This is a genomic window from Sphaerisporangium fuscum (genome assembly GCF_018531465.1).
In the GTDB taxonomy this organism is placed as follows: Bacteria; Actinomycetota; Actinomycetes; order Streptosporangiales; family Streptosporangiaceae; genus Sphaerisporangium; species Sphaerisporangium fuscum.
This window is the reverse complement of the sequence record NZ_JAHDTF010000010.1, coordinates 191,525-212,730: the sequence shown is the minus strand read 5'-3', so window position 1 is coordinate 212,730 and position 21,206 is coordinate 191,525. Positions and strand designations below refer to the sequence as shown.

The 21,206-nt window shown below is 72.9% G+C and carries 21 protein-coding genes; 7 read left to right on the top strand and 14 right to left on the bottom strand.

The window, feature by feature from the left end:
• Window positions 1–24 precede the first annotated feature (24 nt).
• From KIK05_RS13410 to KIK05_RS13400, 3 genes are all read left to right on the top strand, one after another.
• The gene (locus tag KIK05_RS13410; protein ID WP_214410990.1) at window positions 25–900 is read left to right on the top strand and encodes an alpha/beta fold hydrolase; all 876 of its coding nucleotides are present in this window, start codon (window positions 25–27) and stop codon (window positions 898–900) included.
• Window positions 901–1,037: 137 nt separating this feature from the next.
• Window positions 1,038–1,901 carry an NAD(P)H-binding protein gene (locus KIK05_RS13405; protein ID WP_214410989.1) on the top strand — a complete coding sequence of 288 codons (864 nt, stop codon included), beginning with the start codon at window positions 1,038–1,040 and terminating at the stop codon, window positions 1,899–1,901.
• 78 nt (window positions 1,902–1,979) lie between these two features.
• Complete coding sequence (locus KIK05_RS13400) at window positions 1,980–2,429, top strand: nitroreductase/quinone reductase family protein (RefSeq protein WP_214410988.1); 450 nt, start codon at window positions 1,980–1,982, stop codon at window positions 2,427–2,429.
• Window positions 2,430–2,454: 25 nt separating this feature from the next.
• Here KIK05_RS13400 and KIK05_RS13395 read toward each other — a convergent pair whose 3' ends face one another.
• Window positions 2,455–3,261, bottom strand: a complete 807-nt coding sequence (locus KIK05_RS13395) for an SAM-dependent methyltransferase (RefSeq protein ID WP_250562708.1) — start codon at window positions 3,259–3,261, stop codon at window positions 2,455–2,457.
• Window positions 3,262–3,375: 114 nt separating this feature from the next.
• Between KIK05_RS13395 and KIK05_RS13390 the strand changes: the two genes are divergently transcribed.
• Window positions 3,376–4,707 carry an MFS transporter gene (locus KIK05_RS13390; protein ID WP_214410987.1) on the top strand — a complete coding sequence of 444 codons (1,332 nt, stop codon included), beginning with the start codon at window positions 3,376–3,378 and terminating at the stop codon, window positions 4,705–4,707.
• 25 nt (window positions 4,708–4,732) lie between these two features.
• Here the strand turns inward: KIK05_RS13390 and KIK05_RS13385 are convergent, their stop codons facing one another.
• Window positions 4,733–6,058, bottom strand: a complete 1,326-nt coding sequence (locus tag KIK05_RS13385; RefSeq protein ID WP_214410986.1) for a glycosyltransferase — start codon at window positions 6,056–6,058, stop codon at window positions 4,733–4,735.
• Entirely contained in the window at window positions 6,051–6,653 is a 603-nt protein-coding gene (locus KIK05_RS13380) for a TetR/AcrR family transcriptional regulator (RefSeq protein WP_214410985.1), read from the bottom strand. The genes KIK05_RS13385 and KIK05_RS13380 overlap by 8 nt, the downstream gene beginning before the upstream one ends.
• 24 nt (window positions 6,654–6,677) lie before the next feature.
• Between KIK05_RS13380 and KIK05_RS48095 the strand changes: the two genes are divergently transcribed.
• The 3 genes from KIK05_RS48095 to KIK05_RS13370 all read left to right on the top strand — a co-directional run bounded on the left by KIK05_RS48095 (window position 6,678) and on the right by KIK05_RS13370 (window position 8,759).
• Window positions 6,678–6,806 carry a hypothetical protein gene (locus KIK05_RS48095; RefSeq protein WP_284681303.1) on the top strand — a complete coding sequence of 43 codons (129 nt, stop codon included), beginning with the start codon at window positions 6,678–6,680 and terminating at the stop codon, window positions 6,804–6,806.
• A gap of 100 nt (window positions 6,807–6,906) precedes the next feature.
• Window positions 6,907–8,343: an MFS transporter gene (locus KIK05_RS13375; protein ID WP_214410984.1), complete on the top strand. Its 1,437-nt coding sequence runs from the start codon at window positions 6,907–6,909 to the stop codon at window positions 8,341–8,343.
• 8 nt (window positions 8,344–8,351) lie between these two features.
• Complete coding sequence (locus KIK05_RS13370) at window positions 8,352–8,759, top strand: PPOX class F420-dependent oxidoreductase (protein ID WP_214410983.1); 408 nt, start codon at window positions 8,352–8,354, stop codon at window positions 8,757–8,759.
• A gap of 33 nt (window positions 8,760–8,792) precedes the next feature.
• Here KIK05_RS13370 and KIK05_RS13365 read toward each other — a convergent pair whose 3' ends face one another.
• From KIK05_RS13365 to KIK05_RS13315, 11 genes are all read right to left on the bottom strand, one after another.
• Window positions 8,793–9,245: a MarR family winged helix-turn-helix transcriptional regulator gene (locus tag KIK05_RS13365; RefSeq protein WP_214410982.1), complete on the bottom strand. Its 453-nt coding sequence runs from the start codon at window positions 9,243–9,245 to the stop codon at window positions 8,793–8,795.
• A 97-nt stretch (window positions 9,246–9,342) separates the two neighbouring features.
• Window positions 9,343–9,819, bottom strand: a complete 477-nt coding sequence (locus KIK05_RS13360) for a DUF3291 domain-containing protein (protein WP_214410981.1) — start codon at window positions 9,817–9,819, stop codon at window positions 9,343–9,345.
• A 32-nt stretch (window positions 9,820–9,851) separates the two neighbouring features.
• A complete protein-coding gene (locus KIK05_RS13355) occupies window positions 9,852–10,490 on the bottom strand; it encodes a helix-turn-helix transcriptional regulator (protein WP_214410980.1) in 639 nt (212 codons plus the stop codon).
• Between the two features lie 148 nt (window positions 10,491–10,638).
• On the bottom strand, window positions 10,639–11,586 hold the full coding sequence (locus KIK05_RS13350) for an FKBP-type peptidyl-prolyl cis-trans isomerase (RefSeq protein WP_214410979.1): 948 nt from the start codon (window positions 11,584–11,586) through the stop codon (window positions 10,639–10,641).
• A gap of 205 nt (window positions 11,587–11,791) precedes the next feature.
• On the bottom strand, window positions 11,792–13,150 hold the full coding sequence (gene pafA / locus KIK05_RS13345; protein WP_214410978.1) for a Pup--protein ligase: 1,359 nt from the start codon (window positions 13,148–13,150) through the stop codon (window positions 11,792–11,794).
• A 123-nt stretch (window positions 13,151–13,273) separates the two neighbouring features.
• Entirely contained in the window at window positions 13,274–14,995 is a 1,722-nt protein-coding gene (locus KIK05_RS13340; RefSeq protein ID WP_214410977.1) for a hydantoinase B/oxoprolinase family protein, read from the bottom strand.
• Window positions 14,992–17,028 carry a hydantoinase/oxoprolinase family protein gene (locus tag KIK05_RS13335; RefSeq protein WP_214410976.1) on the bottom strand — a complete coding sequence of 679 codons (2,037 nt, stop codon included), beginning with the start codon at window positions 17,026–17,028 and terminating at the stop codon, window positions 14,992–14,994. Before KIK05_RS13335 ends, KIK05_RS13340 begins: the two co-directional genes overlap by 4 nt.
• A 102-nt stretch (window positions 17,029–17,130) precedes the next feature.
• A complete protein-coding gene (locus KIK05_RS48090) occupies window positions 17,131–18,513 on the bottom strand; it encodes a PucR family transcriptional regulator (RefSeq protein ID WP_214410975.1) in 1,383 nt (460 codons plus the stop codon).
• Entirely contained in the window at window positions 18,497–19,489 is a 993-nt protein-coding gene (locus KIK05_RS13325) for an ABC transporter ATP-binding protein (protein ID WP_250562707.1), read from the bottom strand. The genes KIK05_RS48090 and KIK05_RS13325 overlap by 17 nt, the downstream gene beginning before the upstream one ends.
• A 37-nt stretch (window positions 19,490–19,526) precedes the next feature.
• Window positions 19,527–20,297 (bottom strand): ATP-binding cassette domain-containing protein, encoded by a 771-nt coding sequence (locus KIK05_RS13320; protein WP_214410974.1) that lies wholly within the window; start codon window positions 20,295–20,297, stop codon window positions 19,527–19,529.
• Window positions 20,294–21,166 carry an ABC transporter permease gene (locus KIK05_RS13315; protein WP_214410973.1) on the bottom strand — a complete coding sequence of 291 codons (873 nt, stop codon included), beginning with the start codon at window positions 21,164–21,166 and terminating at the stop codon, window positions 20,294–20,296. Before KIK05_RS13315 ends, KIK05_RS13320 begins: the two co-directional genes overlap by 4 nt.
• Between the last annotated feature and the right edge of the window lie 40 nt (window positions 21,167–21,206).

The following is a 21,206-nucleotide window of genomic DNA, read 5'->3' as shown; positions in this document are numbered from 1 at the left end:
CATTGCCGAAGAAAGGCATTAGTGATGTCACTCGTCCCGATCGCCCGCGTCGCCCACCGCCACCTGGACGTCGAAGGCGTCCGCGTCTTCTACCGGGAGTCGCTGCCGGAGCGTGCGGACGCGCCGGTGCTGCTGCTCCTGCACGGATTCCCCTCCGCCTCGCACCAGTTCCGCCGCCTGATCGACGCGCTCGGCGCGCGGTACCGGCTGATCGCCCCCGACTACCCCGGCTTCGGCCACACCCGGGCCCCGGAGGACTTCGTCCACTCCTTCGACCGGCTCGCGGACGTCACCGAGGGCTTCGTCCAGCGGCTCGGCCTTACCCGGTTCGTGATGTACGTGTTCGACTTCGGCGCGCCGGTCGGCTTCCGCCTCGCCGAGCGGCACCCGGAGTGGATCGCCGGGCTGGTCGTCCAGAACGGCAACGCCTACGCCGAAGGCCTGTCGGACGCGGCCCGCGACTTCGTCGCGCTGCGCCCTGAGACCCCCGGCGCCGAGGAGATCATCCGGGGCCTGCTCACCCTCGACGGGACGCGCGGCCAGTACGAGACCGGCGTGCGCGCCCCCGAGCTTCTGGCCCCCGACGGCTGGACGCTCGACCAGCACTTCCTGGACCTGCCCGGCCGCAAGGAGGCCCAGGTCGCGCTGGCGTTCGACTACCACTCCAACGTCGAGAGCTACGACCGCTGGCAGACCTGGCTGCGCAAGCACACCCCGCCGGCCCTCATCACGTGGGGCGTCGGCGACCCCTTCTTCCCGGAGCCGGGAGCCCACGCCTACCTGCGCGACCTGCCCGACGCCGAGCTCCACCTGTTCGACACCGGCCACTTCGCGCTCGAAACCCACCTGCCCGAGATCGCCCCGCTCATCGCCGGCTTCCTCGAGCGCACGTGGAAGTAGCGAGCGGGCCGCCTTTTCGGTCATGACTTTTTGCGACTCCAGTCGCTGAAAGAATAGCGTTTGCCCAGGTCAGCGATGAAACATGAACAGCGTGTTCGCGTTTGCGCCGGTTGGACGACCGGGTCGAAGCTGGGCGAATGCGAATTCTGGTGACCGGGGCGACCGGAAACGTGGGCAGGATCGTCGCCGAGCAGCTCGTGCGGGCGGGGGCCCGCGTGCGGGCGTTGAGCAGGACCGCCGGGCGGGCGGACCTTCCCGAAGGGGTCGAGGTGGTCCAGGGGGACCTCGCGCGGCCGGAGAGCCTGCGTGCGGCGCTGGAAGGTGTCGAGCGCCTGTATCTGTTCCCGGTCCCCTCGACGGCCGCGCAGGTGGTGCGGCCGGCCGAGGAGGCGGGCGTCCGCCGCGTCGTCGTCCTGTCCTCCGGCGCGGTGACCACCGGGCACGACACCGACTTCCACCTGCCGGTGGAGCAGGCCGTGGAGGCGTCGGGCATGGAGTGGACGCATGTGCGGCCGGGCGAGTTCATGCTGAACAAGCTGTGGCTGTGGGGCCCCTCGATCCGGGGCGAGCGGGTCGTCCGCGAGCCGTTCCCCGACCTGGCCTGGTATCCGGTGCACGAGCGTGACATCGCCGAGGTGGCCACGGCCGCCCTCCTGGAGGACGGGCACGGGGGCGCCGCGTACACGCTGAACGGTCCCGAGCTCGTCAGCCGCCGCGATCAGGTGCGCGCCATCGCCGACGCCATCGGCCGGGACATCCGCCTGGAGACCGTGACCCCGGCGAAGGCCCGCGAGCTGTACCTGGCGCAGGGCGGCTTCGCGGCGGCCAACGCCGGCTTCCTGACGGGTTTCGAGACGTACTCGGGCGAGGAGGCCGGCTCCTCGCAGGCCGGGGAGCCCGGCCCGGCGGCGTGGGGCCGCGTGCCCACCTCGGAGGACGTGACCGGCAGGCCGGCCCGGACGTTCGCCGAATGGGCCCGCGACCACGCCGGGGACTTCTGACGGCCCGGCCGTCCCCTCCGCCGAGGAGGTAGCCTGCTGATCACCGAAGCCCTCCCCCATCTTGCTCAGGAGCCGCAGATGTCCATGCCCGACGACATTCGAGCCATCAACCGCGCGGTCGTCGAGGAGTTCCGCGCCAACGGCGGACGGGTCACCACGCTCGAGATGCTCAGGGACGCCGACCTTGTGCTGCTCACCACCACCGGTGCGAAGACCGGCCGGCCGCACACGTCGCCGCTGGGGTACTTCACCGACGGTCCCGGCCGCATCTTCCTGTGGGCCTCGGCCATGGCGGCGCCGTCCCACCCCGCCTGGTACCACAACCTGGTCGCCCACCCGCGGGTGACCGTCGAGTTGCGGACCGGTGAAGGCGTCGTCGAGAGCTTCGAAGGCACGGCCACCACCGCGAAGGGCGCCGAGCGCGAGCGTCTCCTGGGGATCATCAGGTCCACCCGTCCCGAGATCGCCGCGCACCAGGACCGGACCGACCGCGAGATCCCCGTGGTCGTCGTGGAGTACGCCGGCTGACGGCGGTGCGGGGGCGGCCTTCCGGCTACCGGATCCGGCCGACCCCGCACAGGAAGTAGTTCTTCACCTTCTCCAGCTCCGGCGGCACGTAGGCGATGTCCGGGCGCCACTCGTGCAGGTTCACCATTCCCGGCTCCACGAGCTCCAGCCCGTCGAAGAACGGCGCGACCTCGCTGGAGACCCGCCCCACGAACTGCGCGGAGGCGTTGTCGTACACCCGCTCGACCGGCCGGGCGGCCTGGGGGTTCTCGTCGACGGCGACGTGCGAGATCGCCATGTAGCTTCCGGGGGCGAGCGACCGCCGGATCCGGCCGACGACGCCGGCCGGGTCGTCGGAGTCGGGGATGAAGTGGAGTATCGCCAAAAGCAGGACGGCGACCGGCTGGTCGAAGTCGAGGTGCTCACGCACCTCGGGGTCGTCCAGGATCTCCTCCGGCCGGCGCAGGTCCGCCTGGATCACCCGCACCTGGGGGCTGTCCTGCAGCAGGGCACGGGCGTGGGCCAGCACCTGCGGGTCGTTGTCGACGTAGACCGTGCGGGCCCCCGGGGCGTACTCGGCGGCCACCTGGTGCACGTTGCGCTGCGTGGGCAGCCCGGCGCCGATGTCGAGGAACTGGCGGATGCCCTGTTCGGCGAGGAAGCGTACGGCCCGGATCAGGAACTCGCGGTTCTCCCTGATCCCCAGCGGTATCCCCGGGACGTACCGCAGGACCTGCTCGGCCGCCTCGCGGTCGACCGGGAGGTTGTCCTTCCCGCCCAGAAAGTAGTCGTACATACGGGCCGCGTTCGGAACGTTGGGATCGAAACCACCTCCCATCGCGACCGGGTTCATCGCTGTCCTCCAATGCAGGGCGTCACGTTGAGGATCTTAATCGCTAATAACGAAAATTCTTCATTTCACCTGAAATGTCAGTAGAAGATCGCGCCGGGTGTCATGATCCCTCTCATGGCCGCTCCTTCCCGGCACCGGGTGCTCGGCGCGCAGCTCGCCGACGGCATCACCAGGGCCAACATGTGGGCGCTGCTGTCGATGGCCATCGCCTCCACCGCGGTGATCTCGTTCCTGCCGTCGACCCAGCCGCACATCCTGACCACGATCCTCGGTGTGCCGCAGTCCGCGCAGGGCAGGGCCGTCGGCCTGCTCGGCTCGGCCGCGGAGGTCGCGATGATCCTCAGCCTGGCCTGGTACGGCGCGCTCGCCGACCGGTTCGGCCGCCGGATGATCGTGGTCGCCGGGTTCGCGTTGTGCGCGGTCGGCACCGCGCTGTTCCCCTTCGCGGGGAGCACGGCCGTCCTGGTCGCGCTGCGGGTGATCTTCGCGCTGGGGGTCGCCGCGCTCAACGCCATGCTCTCCACGATCGCCATCGACTACGTGCGCACACGGTCGCGCGGCAAGTCGTACGGGCTCACCGGCTTCTTCGGCGGGCTGGGCGCGCTGGTGGCCGTGCTGGTGCTGGTACGGCTCCCGAGGACCCTCGAAGGCCGGGGACTGGCGCCGGTGGCGGCGACCCGGCTGGCGTTCCTGCTGATCGCGGCGGCCATCCTGATCGTCGCCGTGCTGCTGTGGCTCACGCTCTCCCCGGTCGGGGTCAGCGACGCCGCCGAGCGGACCTCTCTCCCCCGCCTGGTCCGCGAGGGCATCGTGCTGGCCCGCGACCCGGGGGTCGCGCTGTCGTACGCCGCGTCGTTCGTCGCCCGCGCCGACCTCGCTGTGGTCGTGGGGTTCCTGACGCTGTGGATCTCCGACTACGCGACCACCGAGCGCGGGATGCCGAGCGCGGAGGCGCTGGCCAAGGCGGGGGCCGTGGTGGGCGTCTCGCAGATGGTGGCGTTGCTGTGCGCGCCGATCTTCGGCTGGCTGGGCGACCGGATGCGGCGCGAGAACCTCGCCATCCTCGCCCAGGCCATCGCGGCGGCCGCCTACCTGTCCACCCTGCTCGTCTCCGACCCGCTCGGCACCGGCATGATGGTCGTCGCCGTGCTCATCGGCGTCGGCGAGATCGCCGGCATCACCACCGCGGGGCCGCTCCTGGCGCAGCAGGTGCCGGCGGACGTGCGGGGCTCGGCGTTCGGCGTCCACACGCTCTGCGGCGCGGCCGGGGTAATGATCATCTCCGCCCTCGGCGGCGCCCTCTACGACGCGTGGCGCCCCGCCGGGCCGTTCGTGGTGTCGGGGCTGTTCGGGCTGCTGGTGGTCGTGTTCGGCCTGACCGTACGGCGACGGGTGCGCCCCCGCACCGAAGCGGACCTGACCCGCGAAGCGATGCCCGCCGCCTGAAACGAGACCCGCCCGCTCGGTGCGGTCAGCTCGGCAGCGCCCGTGACGTCCCCGATGGCCCGGCCGCGTCGTGCCCGCCGAGGTCGGCGCCGGTCGTCCGTCCCGCGAGGGCCTCGAGCTCGGCGACCGCGCGGTCGGTGGCCGTCTCGGCGGCGATCTCACCGGCCAGGCGCCGCGCTTCGCGCCGGTAGGAGGGCTCGTGGAGGACACGGTCGACCGCACGGGCGATCGCGCGGGGTGAGGCGTTCTTGCCCACGGTGATCCCGGCGCCGGCGCGTTCGACGTGCCGGGCCACCTCACCCTGGTCGCGTCCCTGAGGCGTGCAGACCAGGGGGACGCCGGCGGCCAGGGACTTGACGGCCGTCCCGTGGCCGGCGTGCGTGATCGTCACCGCGGCGTGGCGCAGCGCGGCGTTGTGCGGGGCGGCCTCGGTGACCAGGACGTTGCCGGGCGCGCGGACCGTCGCCGGGTCCACTGCCGGGCCGGTGGTCAGCAGCCCGCGCACCGGCAGCGTGCCGAGGGCTTCGGCGATGCGCTCGAGATGCGCGCGCTGGTTCATGAACGACGAGCTCAGGCTGGCCAGGACCAGTGGCGCGTCACCCTCCGGCAGCTCCAGGTCCACGGCCCAGGCCGGGTCGTCGAGCCGTGGACCCACGTGCCGCACATGGGCGGGGAAGCGCCTGCCGGGGTGGTCGAGCGCGCGCGGGGACAGCACGAGCATCCGGTCGACGCGGCCGAACGCGTCGATCGGCGAGTCGACCGGCGGCAGGCCGTACCCGGTGCGGGCGGCGTTGAGCGCCGGCAGCCCCTTCGCCCACGGTTGGAGCACCAGCCGGGCCAGGATCCGATCACGCAGGCGCCCCATCATGCCCGTGGCGGGGGCGAGGCCCAGGCCGGGCGGGGGCGACCCCGGGGTGGGGAACAGATAAAGCGTCGTCACCAGCGAGGCCACCGGGATCCCGGCGGCCTCGCCGCCGATGAACGCGCCGAGCAGCATGTGCTCGGCGACCAGGACGTCGGCAGGGTGGGCACGCAACTCGGCCAGCGTGTCCCGGGCGTAGTCGGCCGCGGGGCCGCAGGCGATGCGGTCTCTCAGCCGCGCGAAGGCGCCCAGCGGCGTGCGGGCCTCGAAGTCCTTGATGACGTCCTTGGCCGGATCGGTGGTGTCGCCCTGGGGCGCCGTGGTCCAGGCGATCGGTTCCACGCCGGCGGCGGCGACCTCCTCGTGCAGCGACCTGTCGGCCAGCACCCGGACACCGTGGCCGCGTTCGCGCAGCGCGCGGGCGATCGACAGGACGGGCGGCACGGCTCCGCCGCCGGACCAGGTGGCGAACAGGAAGTTCTTACGCATCATGTCTCTTTCGGGGGTCGATCGAGGTCAGCAGGTCGCGCATGGCGCGTTCGGCGTCATCACGCGACAGGCCCAGGTCGCGCCGCCACAGCTTCCACAGGTAGACGTCCGTGGCGGCGTAGTGCAGGTTCAGCGCATGCTCGCGGGAGGGTCCGGAGGCCGGCAGACGGTCGGCGAAGATCCGCTCCAGCCACGCCCGGTGCTGGCGGCGGGCGTGGGCGGCCGCGCGGGCGACCGCGGGGACACGGTCGACCTGGGCGACCCACATCACGACGCCGTCGCCGTGACGTTCGTATTCCGCGAAGAGCACGGCCACGACCGCCTCGACGTCACCGACCGGCGCCTGACGGTTGATCTCCGCTTGAGAGGCCATCTGATCGGCCATGGCGTCGGCGAGCCCCTCCTTGCCGCCGAAGTGGTTGATGATCGTCTGCACCGACACGCCCGCCTCGCCGGCGATGTCCTGCAACGTGACGTCGTCGTACCACCGCCGCATCCACAGCCCGGCCGCCGCCTCCATCACCCGCTTGCGCGTGACCTCCACGGCCGCGGCGCGCGCCCCCATGCGGTACGGCCGCCTTGCCCCGCTTTCCATGGAGTCATACCTACATTCAATTTAATGGCGGGTCAAGTCAAAATCCGCACGGCGGCGCGCCGCACCACCTCCGCGCGTGCCGCCGCGGGCAACGGCGGGCGGCGGGAGGAGTCCGGGGTCATCGCCCGGTACGGAGCCGACGCCTCCCGTTGACGATCGTTCGCACCAGGAACTAAAATACTTCGCACTGCGTATATTTCGTACTACGAATAAGGTTGTCGATGAACGATCACATGACCCGCGGCGGTGCGCGGTGAGGGCCGGACGTGCCGGGACCAGCGGCAACAGGACTCTGGTCGCCCTGGTGGTGACGGTGTTCGGCTACGCGCTGATGCAGACCGTGGTGGTCCCGGCGCTGAAGCTGCTGGAGGTCCGGCTCCACACGACACCCGCCGCATCCGCCTGGATTCTCACCGCCTTCCTGCTGTCCAGCGCGGTGCTGACCCCGCTGCTGGGGCGGCTCGGCGACCTGTACGGCAAGCGCCGGGTGACGCTGGCGGTGCTGGCCGTCTACGCGGCCGGGATGGCGGGCGCGGCGGCGGCGCAGAACATCGGGCAGCTCATCGCCGCGCGGGTCGTTCAGGGCGCGGCGCTGGCCCTGGTCCCGCTGTCGATGGCCATCCTCCGCGAGGCGCTGCCGGCTCGGCGGCTGCCGTTCGCGATGGGACTGGTGTCGGGCATCGTCGGCGCCGGGGCAGGGGCGGGGCTGATCGTCGGCGGCCTGCTGGCCGACCATCTGTCCTGGCGATACCTGTTCGTCCTCGGCACCGTCCTCGCGGTGGTCGGCCTGGTGATGGCGGCGCTGTGGGTACCGGCCGACCAGGGCGGCGCCCGGGGCGGGATCGACCTTCCGGGTACCGCGCTGCTCGGCGGGAGCCTGGTCGCGGTTCTGCTCGCCCTGGCCAAGGGGCCGTCCTGGGGCTGGTCGTCCGGCCCGGTGCTCGGGCTCCTCGCTCTCGGGGCGCTGCTGTTCGCCTCGCTGATGGCGGTGGAGCGGACCAAGAGTGACGCCCTGATCGACGTCGCCGAGCTGAAGGAGCGCCCGATGCTGATGACGCACGCCGCGGCGTTCCTGTTCGGCACCGGCTCGTACTTCTTCTACCTGGCCCTTCCGCTGTACGCGCAGCAGCGGCCGGGCGCGACCGGGATCGGCTTCGGCTCCTCCGTCACCGTGGCCGGTCTGCTGATGCTGGCGGGGATGCTGGCCGTGATCCCGGCCGGCATGGCGGTCGGCAGGCTCGCGACGGCGCTCGGACCGCGGTGGCCGCTGGCCGGCGGCTTCGCGCTCATCACCGCGGGATCGGTGCTGTTCGTGCTCGCCCACGACCAGAAGTGGGAGCACGTGGTGTTCTACGCGATCGTCGGGGCGGGCACAGGTCTGGTGATGGGCTCGCTGCCCAAGCTCATCGCCGACATCGTGCCGCTGGCACGCACCGGCACCGCCAACGGCCTGAACAACATCGCCCGCACCGTCGGCAGCGCGGTCGGCACCGCGCTGGCCGCCGCGGTGATCGCCTCCGCGGACGCTCCGCGCGGCGCGACCCCCGACTCCACCTACACCACCCTGTTCTGGCTGGCGACGGCCGCCGGGGCGCTCGGCGTCGCGGTCGCCTTCCTCGCCGTGCGCCGCGAGACCCGCGCCTCCGCTCCGGTCCCGTCGCCTGCGGGACAGCCCCAGAGCACGAAGTGAGACGCCCCATGAGCATCTTCAGCGACGCCGAACTCGCCTATCTGTGCGGCGACCCGCACAGGCTCGGACGGCTGGCCACGGTCGGGCGGGACGGAACGCCGCACGTGGTCCCCCTCGGCTGGTCGCTCGACCCGACGGCGACCTTCATCGAGATCGGCGGCCGGAACTTCGGCAGCTCCAAGAAGTTCCGGGACGCGGCCGACACGGGCCGGGCGGCACTGGTCATCGACGACGTTCTGCCTCCCTGGCGCCCACGGGGAGTGGAGATCCGGGGGCGAGCCGAGGCCGTCCCGGGCCCTCGGGCGCACATCCGCCTGTTCCCCGAGCGCGTCATCAGCTGGGGCCTGCACGAAGGGGCGACCATCGAGGCCACCTACCGCGCACGCGATGCCGGAAAGGCAGGCAGGGATTCCTGACCGGACATCGAGGAGACGGTCGTCGAGCCGCTCTCACGCTTGGGCGGCCGGCCGCGTGAGGCCCTGCTCGGCGAGCATTCCCGCGACGACCGAGATCAGCCGGTCTCGGTCGTCGCGCTCCAGCCGCTCCGTCATCGAGTCCAGCCGGACGACCACATCGCCATGGGCCCCGGCGGCGAGCAGGCCGCCCTCTTCGGTCAACGCGACCCGGCAGGCACGCCGATCGGCCGGATCGGCCACCCGGGCCACCAGCCCACGCTTCTCCACCCGATCCACCAGACCGGTCATGCTCGACCTCTCCAGATGCATCAACCGGCTCAATTCGGTCATCCCGAGCGGCTCGGCGATCAGCATGCACACCAACTGCAACTGCTGCGGGGTGAGGTCGTGATCCCGGGCGACGTCGGCGAAAGCGTGCTGCACCAGATGCGACAGCCGCACCAGGGCGTCGGCAATGCCCAGCCCGCCGGACGCGTGCACCGTCATAACACCTCCCGGTGACGAGTCTAGCCGACGTTACTTCGCAGTACGAATTACCTCCGTCCGGCACGGCGGGGAGCCGGTGGTCCTTGGGGAGGGCGCCCTAGGCGCCGGTGGCGGCGGGCTCCTCGGACTCGCGGGGGGCGGGCGGCTCGTGGAAGTCGGAGAAGGTGAAGGCCTCGGGGCCGGGGCCCTCCTCCCGCAGCCTGCGGAGCCTCTCCCACCCCTCCTCCAGCGTCGGGACGTAGCCCTCGGGGACCCACCACATGACGCTGTACGGCTCGGCGACGCGCGTGAACCACTCCCGGCGGCGGCGCAGGTACTCCAGGTGCGCGGTGCGGTACACGAAGTTCCACAGCGTCTCGCGGGACTCCCACACCGAGAAGTTGATCAGCAGCATGTCGCCGTAGTCGTGCTGGACGGTGTCGGTGGGGTCGTCTCCGCCCTTGAGCCGCCAGACGAATCCGGGGGCGGCGTCGCTGATGGCGTTGATGGGTTCGAGCCCGGCGACGAAGTCGGCGAGTTCCGCCGATTCCTTGGCGGCGCGCATGTGGGCGACGTTGAGCTGAGCGAGATGCATGCGCCCAGCACACCATGACCGTCGCTTCTATGTCAATCTTCGTTGTTTTTAGAAAACGCCACGCAGCACTCCCCCGGCCGGGGGTCGATCCGGGCGCTCATCCCCGATTCGCCCACCGCCGACAGCAGCCCCTGGCACAGGGCGAGGTTCATCGAGCACACCAGCACCGGCCGCTCCTCCGCGAGCACGTGGAACGGGCAGTTGCGCAGGCGGACGACGTCACCGTCGTCGTATGGCTCGTAGCCGCGCTCCCGCAGGGCCTCGCGGAGGTCGCCGGCCGCGCCGGCGCGCTCGCCCACCCGGCGGGCGGCCCGCTCGGCCGCCTCCTCGCCGCCGAGCAGGTCGACCGTCTCGGCGAGCATCAGCGCCAGCGTGCGGTAGTCGCGCGGCGGGATGCTGATCTGCCGCTCCCCCTCGGCCCGCCGGTAGACCTTGGCCGGACGCCCGCCGCCGGGGCCGGTGCGGCCGCTCAGGCGGGTGAACGACGACTCCAGCAGGCCCGACTCGGTCAGCTTGTCCAGGTGATGGGCGGCGAGCGTGCGTCCCACCCCGGCGGCCCGCGCCGCCTCGTCCCGCCCCACGTCCCGCCCCTGGGCCGCCACGTAGTCGTACAGTGCCCGCCGCACCGGATCGCGCAGGACACCGAGGACGTCGAGATCGTCGCTGCTCACGGAAGCCGAGTCTAGAGCGGCCGTGACGGCGCGCGACGAGCGGCCGCCTTTACTATGTAGATCAGGTCAATGCCGGCAGGAGAACCGAAACGGCGACACCGCCCGTCGTGGACGGGCGGTGTCGCCGTTGCCGGAGTGCCGAAGAGGGTCAGTAGGCGCCGAGGACGTCGACCACGAAGACCAGGGTGTCGGTGCCCTTGATCTTGTCGCCCTGGCCCGCCTTGCCGTACCCGAGGTCCGGCGGGATGGCCAGCAGCACCCGGCTGCCGACCGGGACGCCCACCAGGCCCTGGTCCCAGCCCTTGATGACCTTGCCGACGCCGATCGGGAACATCACCGGCTCACCACGGCCCCAGCTGCTGTCGAACTCGAGGTCGCTGCCCCAGATCTTGCCGGTGTAGTGCACCAGGAGCGTCTGGCCGGACTTCACGACCGGCCCGGTGCCCTTGATCACGGTCTTGGCGACGAGCTGCTTCGGCGCGGCCTCACCGGTCTTGGTGGTCAGCTTGGGCGCCTGGTCGCCGCCGGGATTCTCGAGCTTGACGCCCTTGACGCCCGGGTCGACGGCGCTGCCCTGGGCGGCCTTGGCGGTGGGGACCCCCATCACGTCGACGACGTAGACGCTCGCGATGGAGGTGTCGGCGCCCTGCGACTTGGCCTGCGCCAGCTGGTCGGCGGTCAGGCTGTCCTTGGCGACGACGGCGAGGAACCGGCCGCCCGGCTTGCTGTCCTGGAAGGCCTTGTGGACGACGGAGGGCAGCTTGGCGTCGACCTTGATCAGCTGCGGCGCGCCGTCGTCGTAGGTGGAGCCGGAGGAGGCGTTGGTCTTGCCGTCCCAGCTGTAGGCGGTGAGGTTGGCGACCACCGAGTCGCCGTCCTTGACGGGTGAGCCCTGGCCCTGGGAGATGGTCGCGGACGAGGACGTCGCGGGCGGCTTGCCCGAGGGGAAGGTGACCTGCGGTTTCTTACCGAACTCCCCCGCCACCTTGACACCCGAGGCGGATGTCCCGGTCTTGGCGGTGACGTCGCCGCTGTTACTGCCGCAGGCGGCGGCGAACAGCAACGGAAGGGCGGCGAGAACGGCCAGTCGGCGCATAGGTATCCCTCGGAAAGACGTCACGTTCGCGTAACACTACCGGACCCCCGCCACCGCGCGGGTCGCTCGAACCGATCTTGCCGAAGGCGTGACCTTACACTCGCAAACCTTTCCTGTCAGGGGTGTGTGGCGACGGGACGAGGAGGAGATACGGGAGATCCGCCGGGCATGTCCGCTCGAATGGACAGCCCCGGCGGATCCTCCCTCACATGCCGGCGATCAGCTTGTCGACCCGCTCGTCGACGCTGCGGAAGGGGTCCTTGCACAGCACGGTGCGCTGGGCCTGGTCGTTGAGCTTCAGGTGCACCCAGTCGACGGTGAAGTCGCGGCGCTTCTCCTGTGCCTTGCGGATGAACTCGCCGCGCAGCCGGGCGCGGGTCGTCTGCGGCGGCACCGACTTGGCCTCGAAGATCTTCAGGTCGGAGGCCACCCGCTCCACCGCGCCGCGCTTCTGCAGCAGGTAGTACAGCCCCCGCTTGCGGTGCACGTCGTGGTAGGCGAGGTCGAGCTGCGCCACCCTGGGCGAGGACAGCGGCAGGTCGTACTTGGTGCGGTACCGCTCGATGAGCTGGTACTTCGTCACCCAGTCGATCTCTCGGGAGACCAGGTCGAGCTCGCCGGTCTCCACGGCGCGCAGGGTGCGCTCCCACAGCTCCAGCACCCGCAGGGTGGTGGCGTCGCCGCCGCGGCGGTCGACGAAGTCGCGCGCCTTGGTGAGGTACTCCTGCTGGATCTCCAGCGAGGACGCCTCGCGCCCGTTGGCCAGGCGCACGCGCCTGCGCCCGGTCATGTCGTGCGAGACCTCGCGGATCGCCCTGATGGGGTTCTCGAGGCTGAGGTCGCGCATGACGGTGCCGGCCTCGACCATGCGCAGCACGAGGTCGGTGGCCCCGACCTTCAGCAGCATGGTGGTCTCGCTCATGTTGGAGTCGCCGACGATCACGTGGAGCCGCCGGAACCGCTCGGCGTCGGCGTGGGGCTCGTCGCGGGTGTTGATGATCGGGCGGGACCTGGTGGTGGCGCTGGAGACGCCCTCCCAGATGTGCTCGGCGCGCTGGGAGACGCAGTAGACCGCTCCACGGGGCGTCTGCAGCACCTTGCCGGCCCCGCAGATGATCTGCCGGGTCACCAGGAACGGGATCAGGACGTCGGCGAGGCGGCCGAACTCGCCGTGCCTGCCCACGAGGTAGTTCTCGTGGCAGCCGTAGGAGTTGCCCGCCGAGTCGGTGTTGTTCTTGAAGAGGTAGATGTCTCCAGCGATGCCCTCTTCGCGTAGCCGCTTCTCGGCGTCGACGAGCAGGCCTTCAAGAATGCGCTCCCCCGCCTTGTCGTGGGTGACGAGCTCCACGACGTTGTCACACTCGGGGGTGGCGTACTCGGGGTGGCTGCCCACGTCGAGGTAGAGGCGGGCGCCGTTGCGGAGAAAAACGTTGCTCGATCGGCCCCAGGACACGACTCTGCGGAAGAGGTACCGCGCCACCTCGTCGGGGGACAGCCTGCGCTGCCCCCTGAACGTGCAGGTGACGCCGTACTCGTTCTCCAAGCCGAAGATGCGACGATCCATCACATCACACTATGTCCCCGAGGCCGCGGAAGGGAGGGATCTTCTCGGTGTTTCCGCGCGGGTTCGGCCTCCGGGACGACCTTTCGCTCACCGGCGGCGGAGATCTCCCCTACCTTGACGCCCTCACCCCTCCCCGGGGAAGGCGTGGGGGTAGTGGCGGCGGGCGTGCTCCTCGGTGACGTACCCCTCGCGAAGGTCGTCGGCCACCGCCCGCGGGTCCCGCTCGGCCGGGTCCCCGTAGCCGCCGCCCGAGCCGGTGCGCAGGTGGACCACGGCGCCCTTCGGCAGCGGGACGCGGGTCCTGAGGGAATGGTCCTCGGCCGAGCCGTCCGGGTACTCGACGGTGAGCCGGTTGGGCCGTCCGGGCAGGCCTCCCGACAGTCCCCACGGCTCCAGCGCCGTGCGGGCGAGCGCCGAGGTGAGGTACTGGTCCTCCAGGCACCGGAACGTCAGGTCCAGGCCGAGCCCGCCCCGGTACCGGCCGGGGCCTCCGGAGTCCTCGGCGAGGGCCAGCCGTTCGATGCGCCAGGGGTTGCGGGCCTCCCACACCTCCGCCGGGGTGAAGCGGGTCGCCGACTCGGAGATGTACATCAGCGCGCTCGCCCCGTCGCCGTGCGGCGAGGCGCCCTGCCCGACGGGGTGCGGGGCCCCGTCGGCCCACGGCGCGCCGCCGTCCTCCCTGGTGCCCCACCAGACCAGCGCGTTGATGTCGCCGCCGCTCGCCGCGGGCACCGAGGCGGGTACGGCCGGGGCCAGCGCCTTGATGATCAGTTCGATCGCGTGGTCGGACGGGATGCCGTACATGAAGCAGGGCGCGGGCTTGACCGGGTGGAACAGCGAGCCCTCGCGGGTGACGAGCTCCAGCGGCATGAAGTGGCCCTCGTTGGGCTGCTCCCCCGCTCCGGCCAGGAAGGCGACGGCGAGCCGGCACGCCGCCACCGTGGAGGGCAGAGGACAGTTGATCGGCCCGGCCGTCTGGTCGGGGCAGTCGGTGAGGTCGACCTCGATGCCGGATCCCTCGACGGTGACGCGGACCCCGAACGGCACCGGGACGCCGCTGACCCCGTCGGAGTCGATCACGCTGGAGGCGGTGTAGACGCCGTCGGGCAGCTCGGCGAACCAGCTGCGCACCAGCGCCTCGCCGTGGGCGTACATGCGGGCGACGCACCTGCGGAAGGTCTCCACGCCGTACCGCTCCACGATGGCGGCCAGGGCGTCGGCCCCCGCCCTGGCCCCGGCGACCATGGCGTTGATGTCGCCGATCACCGCCTCCGCCATCCGGCTGTTGGCGAGGATGAGCCGGTAGACGTCGGTGACCAGCCGTCCGGCGTCGTAGAGCTTCACCCCCGGGAAGATCGTCCCCTCCTGGTACACGTCGATGGTGTCGGTGCAGTAGGGGTCCTTGCCGCCGATGTCCAGCCAGTGGGCCTTGATCGCCGAGTAGGCGACCAGTTCGCCGGCGACGAAGATCGGCACGACCATGGCGGCGTCCTGCGGGTGGGAGCCGGTGCCGTAGGGGTCGTTGTAGAGGATCACGTCGCCGGGGGCGAGCGCCTCCGGGCCGCCGATGCCGTCCACCGCGGCCCGCACGCAGAAGCCGAGCGTGCCCATGAACGCGGGCAGGGTCGGGGCCTGGGACAGCATGCACAGGTCGGCGTCGTAGAAGGCGACGGCGAAGTCCAGCGCCTCGTAGATGATCGGCGAGAAGGCCGTGCGGATCAGCGACCTCTTCATGTGGTCGGCGGCCGCGTTGAGCCCCTGCCGGATGATCTCGGTGGTGACGGGGTCGGCGCCGTCGCCGAGCCCGGGGCGCGGCTGGGAGAAGGTCGTCCTGACGGTCGTCATCGCGCCGCCTCCGTCCCGCGCCGGGTGATGATCAGGCATCCGCTGGGATGGGTCTCCACGGTGAACCCCTCGTCGACGTAGGTGGTCGCGGTCGGCTCGACGACCACGAGCGGGCCCTCGGCGGGCCCGTCGAGGGCCGCCCGCGGCACGGCGCGGGCGGCGGCGTGGGCGCGGCGGCGGAAGGACCACACGCTGATCTCGCGTCCGGGCAGGTCCGGGGCGGGCGGCGCGGGGACGAGCTCGTGCTCGCGCTCGAGCGGGACGCGGAGGGTGGAGCGCACGGTCACCACCTCCAGCGGGTCGGCCAGCTCGTGGCCGTAGGAGCGGTGGTAGGCGGTCGCGAACCGCTCGCGGATCGCCGCGGCGTCCTCTCCGGGTCGCAGCCGGACGGTGAGGGTGTGCTCCTGCCCCCGGTAGCGCAGGTCGAGGTCCACCTCCCGGACCTCCTCGGCGCCCGCGCCGGCCTCCCCCGATCCGTCGCGCCCGGCCAGGCGGGCGAACAGGGCGCCGGCGGTCTCGGCGATCTCCTTCAGGGTGGTGTCGTCGAGGAGGCGCACCAGCGTGCGGGCCGCGCTGCGGACGATGTCGGCCTGCATGAGGCCGACGGCCGAGAAGTTGCCCGCGTTGGGCGGGACGACGACGCGGTCGGCCCCGAGCTCGTCGGCGAGCAGGCAGCCGAACAGCGGTCCGGCGCCGCCGAAGGCGACGATGGCCGATCCGCGCAGGTCGACGCCGCGGTCGACGCCGACGCCGCGCACGGCCTGGGCCATGTGGGCGGCGGCGATCCTGATCACGCCCTCGGCGACGGCGTCGGTGTCCGGCAGCCCGGACGGCGCGGCGAGCGGCGCGAGGGCCTCCGCCGCCCGTTCGGCGGACAGGACGATGCCGCCGGACATGTCCCCGGCGGGGATCATGCCGAGGTGGAGGGCGGCGTCGGTGACGGTCGGCTCGGTGCCGCCCCGCTGGTAGCAGGCCGGGCCGGGGACGGCGCCCGCGCTGCGCGGCCCCACCCGCAGCAGCCCGCCGGCGTCGACGTAGGCGACGGACCCGCCGCCCGCGCCGACCGACCGCACGTCCGCCCAGGGGCTCTGCAGCGGGAGTCCCTGCACCTCGCCCTGGAACAGCAGCGGGAGCCGGGCGTCCTCGATGAGGGCGGTGTCGAAGCTGGTGCCGCCGACGTCGGCGACGACGGCGGCGCCGATGTCCAGCACGCGGGCGACCCGGGCGGTGGCGGCGGCCCCGGCGACCGGCCCGGACAGGATGGTCTCGAACGGCCGCGCGGCGGCCTCGGCCAGGGTGAACGCCCCGCCGCCCGAGCGGGTGACCAGCAGCCGCCCGGCGAAGCCCCTGGCCCGCAGCTCGCGGTCGAGGTTGTGCAGGTAGGGGCCCATGCGGCGCCGCACGAAGGCGTCCACGACGGTCGTGGTGGTGCGCTCGTACTCGCGGTACTCCCCCGACACCTCGTGCGACAGCGAGATCTCGCCGGTGAACCCGGCCTCCCGCAGCAGGTCGCGGACGAGGAGCTCGTGCTGGGGGTTGGCGTAGGCGTTGATCAGCACGACGGCGACGGCGTCGACGCCTTCGGCGTGGAAGACCTCGGCGGCGGCGCGGACGTCCTCCGCCGACAGCTCGCGCACCGGCGCCCCGTCGTGGGCGACGCGCTCGCGCACCTCGCGGCGCAGCCGGCGCGGCACCAAGGGGGGCGGAGGGGTCCAGAACAGGTCGTAGGGGTCGGCGCGGTCACCGCGCCGGATCTCCAGGACGTCCCGGAAGCCCTCGGTGGTGATCAGGCCGACCGTCGCGCCGCGCCGCTCCAGCAGCGCGTTGAGCCCGACGGTGGTGCCGTGGACGAGGTAGGAACAGCGGGCGAGCAGGCCGTCGCCGGCCGCCGCGTCGACGGCGGCGAGCACGCCGAGCTCGGGAGCCCGTGGCGTCGTGGGCTGTTTGCCGACCCTGATCTCGCCGCTGGCGGCGTCGTAGGCGACCAGGTCGGTGAAGGTTCCGCCGACGTCGACCCCGATGACTGTGGACATACCGGGCAAATTACGTCCGCCGCCGCGACGCTGTCGATGTGCCCTCACGACGACGGCTCCCGGGCTGTTGTCCCGCGAGGACGGTCGGCGCCCGCGGGACGCTCAGGCGCCGGTCTCGGTGAGGACGTGACAGGCCAGCTGGAGGGCGAAGCGGGTCTGCGGGTCCGCCAGGTCGAGGTCGAGGACCTCGGTGATGCGGCGCACCCGGTGAGCGACCGCGTTCGGGTGGAGGTTGAGCATCGCCGCGGCCTTGGTCCGCGAGCCCCACGTGTCGAGGTAGGCCTTCAGCGTCGGCACGGCGTGCGGCGCGAGGGCGCCGAGCCGGCCGAGGGGGGCCAGCATGTCGCGGGCCGCCAGGACGGCGCTGTCGCTGGCGGTGAGTTCGGCGAGCACGGCGTGGACGCCCAGCCGGTCGAAGGCGGCCACCTCCCCGGGGGCCGCCCGGCCGGCCGCCGTACGCGCCTGCGCCGCCGTGCGCCTGAGCCCTTCCGGGCCGCGCTGGCAGGTGCCGAGCCCCGCCACCAGGCCGGCGGGCAGCGATTCGCCCAGGCGGGCGGCCTCCATCGGGTCCTCGCCCCGCCCGGGCGGCTCGTCCACCGTGCGGACCACGAGCAGCCCGTCCTGCCAGGGCGTGGCCAGCACCGAACCGCCGCCCAGATCGTCCGCGCTCCACGGCGAGGACGGAACGGCGGCGGGCGGGCGGTCGGGGCGGAGGAAGACTGCGACGTGGCGGCCGTCCACGGGGACGCCGCCGAGTCTCGCCCGGCGGGCCGCCGCGGGCAGGTCGCCGGCCGGGGCGCGCATCAGGGCGAGAAGGGCGGCGGCGCGGGCCTGCTCGGCGGCCCTGGCGGCCGCGCGCACGCGGCCGAGCATGGCGGCGACCACTCCGGCCACGATGGCCGCGGCCGGGTCGTCGTCGGCCCAGCGGACGTAGCCGTCCGCGCGCCCGTCCACCCTGATCACCGCCGAGGTGGCCGCCGACTCGGCGAGGTCCGCCACGCCGTACGCCACGCCGACCGCCTCGGAGGCCGCCGCGAGGATGACCTCCTCCCCGGCTCCCTCCACCGCGCCCAGCCGCTCGACGGCGTCCCGGGTACGGCGCAGCAGGAGTTCCGGGTCGGAGCGGACGACCTCCCGCAGGCCGGCCGCCAGATCCGCCGGCCTCTGGTTGAACGCCCCGGCCAGCAGGGCGACGCGGACCCTGCGGGCCAGGTCGACGACGGCGGGCGAGGTTCCGGACGAACCGGGCAGCACCAGGCCCGCCAGTCCCCGCTCCCCCGCGGTCCGCAGCAGGCCGGTCACCGAGACGCCGGCCCTGAGGACGTCGCGCGACAGCACGCAGACGGCCCCGCCGGGGACCCGTTCGAGGTCGCCGGGGTCGTCCACGAGCACGACGCCCTCCACCGGCCGCGCGTCCCACGGCCCGGCGACCAGCGTCAGCCACCGCCCGGCCGGGGTCCGCAGCAGATCACCGACGTGCAGCACCCGAGAGGACCTCCTCGGCGCGGTGGCACGCCACCCGGCGTCCGTCCAGCGGCCGCAGCTCCGGGGCACGGGTGCGGCACTCGTCCACGGCCAGCGGGCAGCGCAGCCGGAACGGGCAGCCGTCGGCGGCGGGGGCCGCCTCGGTGCGCCCGGTGGCCCGCGGCGGTGCGCCGCCGATCGCGGGCACGGCGTCGCGCAGCGCCATCGTGTAGGGGTGGGCGGGACGGGTGAGCAGCTCGCGCGTGGGGCCGCACTCCACCACCCGCCCGGCGAACAGCACGTGGGAGGTGCGGCAGAGCCGGTCCACCACGGCCAGGTTGTGGGTGATCAGCAGGTAGGTGAGGCCTCGCCCGTCGCGCAGCGCGTCGAGCAGGTCGAGGATGCGGGCCTGCACGGTGACGTCCAGCGCGCTGGTGGGCTCGTCCAGCACCAGCAGCCGGGGGTCCACGGCGAGGGCGCGGGCGATGGCGGCGCGCTGGCGCTGCCCTCCGGAGATCTGGTGCGGCCTGCGGGCGGCCAGCGCGGGGTCGAGGCCGACGTCCGTCAGGAGCTCGGCCACCCGCTCGGCGCGGGCGGCGCGGCCGAGGCGGTGGTGGGCGGTCAGCGCCTCGCCGATGGACGACCCGACGCGCATGCGCGGGTCGAGCGCCTCGCTGCCGTCCTGGAACACCGGCTGGACGGCGGCCCGGAACCGCGCCGTGTCGCGGCGGCCCATGGCGGCGAGGTCCCGCGAGCCGTACAGGATTTTGCCGGAGCGGGGCCGCAGCAGGCCGAGCAGGGCGCGGGCGAGGGTGGTCTTGCCCGAGCCGCTCTCGCCGACCAGCCCCACGCCGCCCTCCTCGACGGCGAGGCCGACGCCGTGCACGACGGGGACGCGCCCGTAGGCGAGGGTGACGTCCTCGGCGGCGAGCAGGGGCACGGGCGTGGCCTCGAGGTCCGCCGGTCCGGGGCGGGTCTCGGCGGGGTCCGGGGTCATGGGACGGCCTCCAGGAGCTCACTCGGCAGGGGGCCGGTCACAGGCCGGCCTCCGGGAGTTCGGGGACCGCGGCGATCAGCTCGCGGGTGTACGGGGCGGAGGGGCGGGCGAACACCTCGGCCGCCGGCCCGGACTCGACCACGGCGCCGTCGCGCATGACGAGCACGTGGTCGGCGATGGCGGACACCAGGGCCAGGTCGTGGGAGACGAGCAGGACCGCCAGATCGCGCTGGTCGCGCAGGCGGCGCAGCACGCCGACCACCTCCGCCTGCACGGTGACGTCCAGCGCGCTGGTGGGCTCGTCGGCGACGATCACGTCGGCTCCGAGGGCGATGGCCAGCGCGATCGCGAACCGCTGGGCCTGGCCGCCGGACACCTCGTGCGGGTACCTGCGCAGGATGCCGGGATCGAGGAGCACGGCGGCGACGGCCTCCTCGGCCCGCCGCGCGGCCTGCTCGCCCTTGACGCCGTGGCGGGCCAGGGCGCGCCGCATGAGGGTGCCCAGGCGCATCGTCGGGGTGAGCGCGGCCCTGGGCGACTGCATGACCAGGGCGACCCGCGCGCCGCGGATCTCGCGCAGCAGCCTCTCGGGCGCGCCGATCACGTTCGTGCCGCAGACCTCGACCTCGCCGGTGACGTGGGCCCCGTCGAGCAGGCCGAGGGTCGCCATCAGGGCCGTGGTCTTGCCCGATCCGCTCTCCCCCACGATGGCGACGCACCGTCCGGGATCGACGTCCAGGGCGGGGACGCTGGAGATCACCCGGTCGCCGACGCGGACGACCAGGTCACGTACCTTGATCAGTGTCATCGGGGCCGCCTGTGCGGGTCGAGCGCGGCGCGCAGTCCCTCGCCGAGCACGTTGAAGGCGAACGCGGTCACCAGGATCGCGAGGCCGGGGAAGGTGACCACCCACCAGTCGGTGGTGAACAGCGTCTGCCCCTGCTCGACCATCAGGCCCCACTCGGCGGTCGGCTCGTGGGCGCCGAGGCCGAGGTACGACAGCGCGGCCGCCGTGAGGATGACCCCGCCGCCGTCGAGGGACAGCTGTACCAGCACGGGGGTGAGCGAGTTGGGCAGCACGTGCCGCACCACGATCAGTGGCGCGGGCACGCCGAGGCAGCGGGCGGCGTCGATGTAGCCGCGTCCCGCCACCGAGGCGGCGACGGAGGCGGTGAGACGGGCGTACCAGGGCCACCAGGTGACCGCGATGGCCACGATGACGGTGGTCACGGACGGCTGGAGCACCACGGCCAGGGCCAGCGACAGCAGCAGCGCGGGGAAGGCGAGGAACACGTCGGTGACCCGCATGATCACATCGCGGACCCAGCCGCCCGCGTAGCCGGCCACCACGCCGAGGGCGACCCCGACGACGGCGGCGACGGCGAGCACGGCCACGGCGATGAACAGCGAGGTGCGGGCGCCGTACAGCACCCTGCTGAGCACGTCACGCCCCACCTGGTCGGTGCCGAACCAGTGGGCGGCGCCCGGGGGCAGCAGCGCGTCGGCGGGGTGCGTGGCGGCGCCGCCGTCGTCGGGATAGGGGGCGATCCAGGGCGCCAGCAGGGCGGCCAGCACGATCAGCAGCAGGATCACCAGCCCCGCGGCGGCCAGGACGTCGGCACGGGCGAGGTCCCCCAGCCTGCGCAGCGGGGTGCGGCGCAGCGCGACCGCCGTCATGACGCCCTCCCGCGGGCGCCCGCCGGGTGGCGGGGCGCCG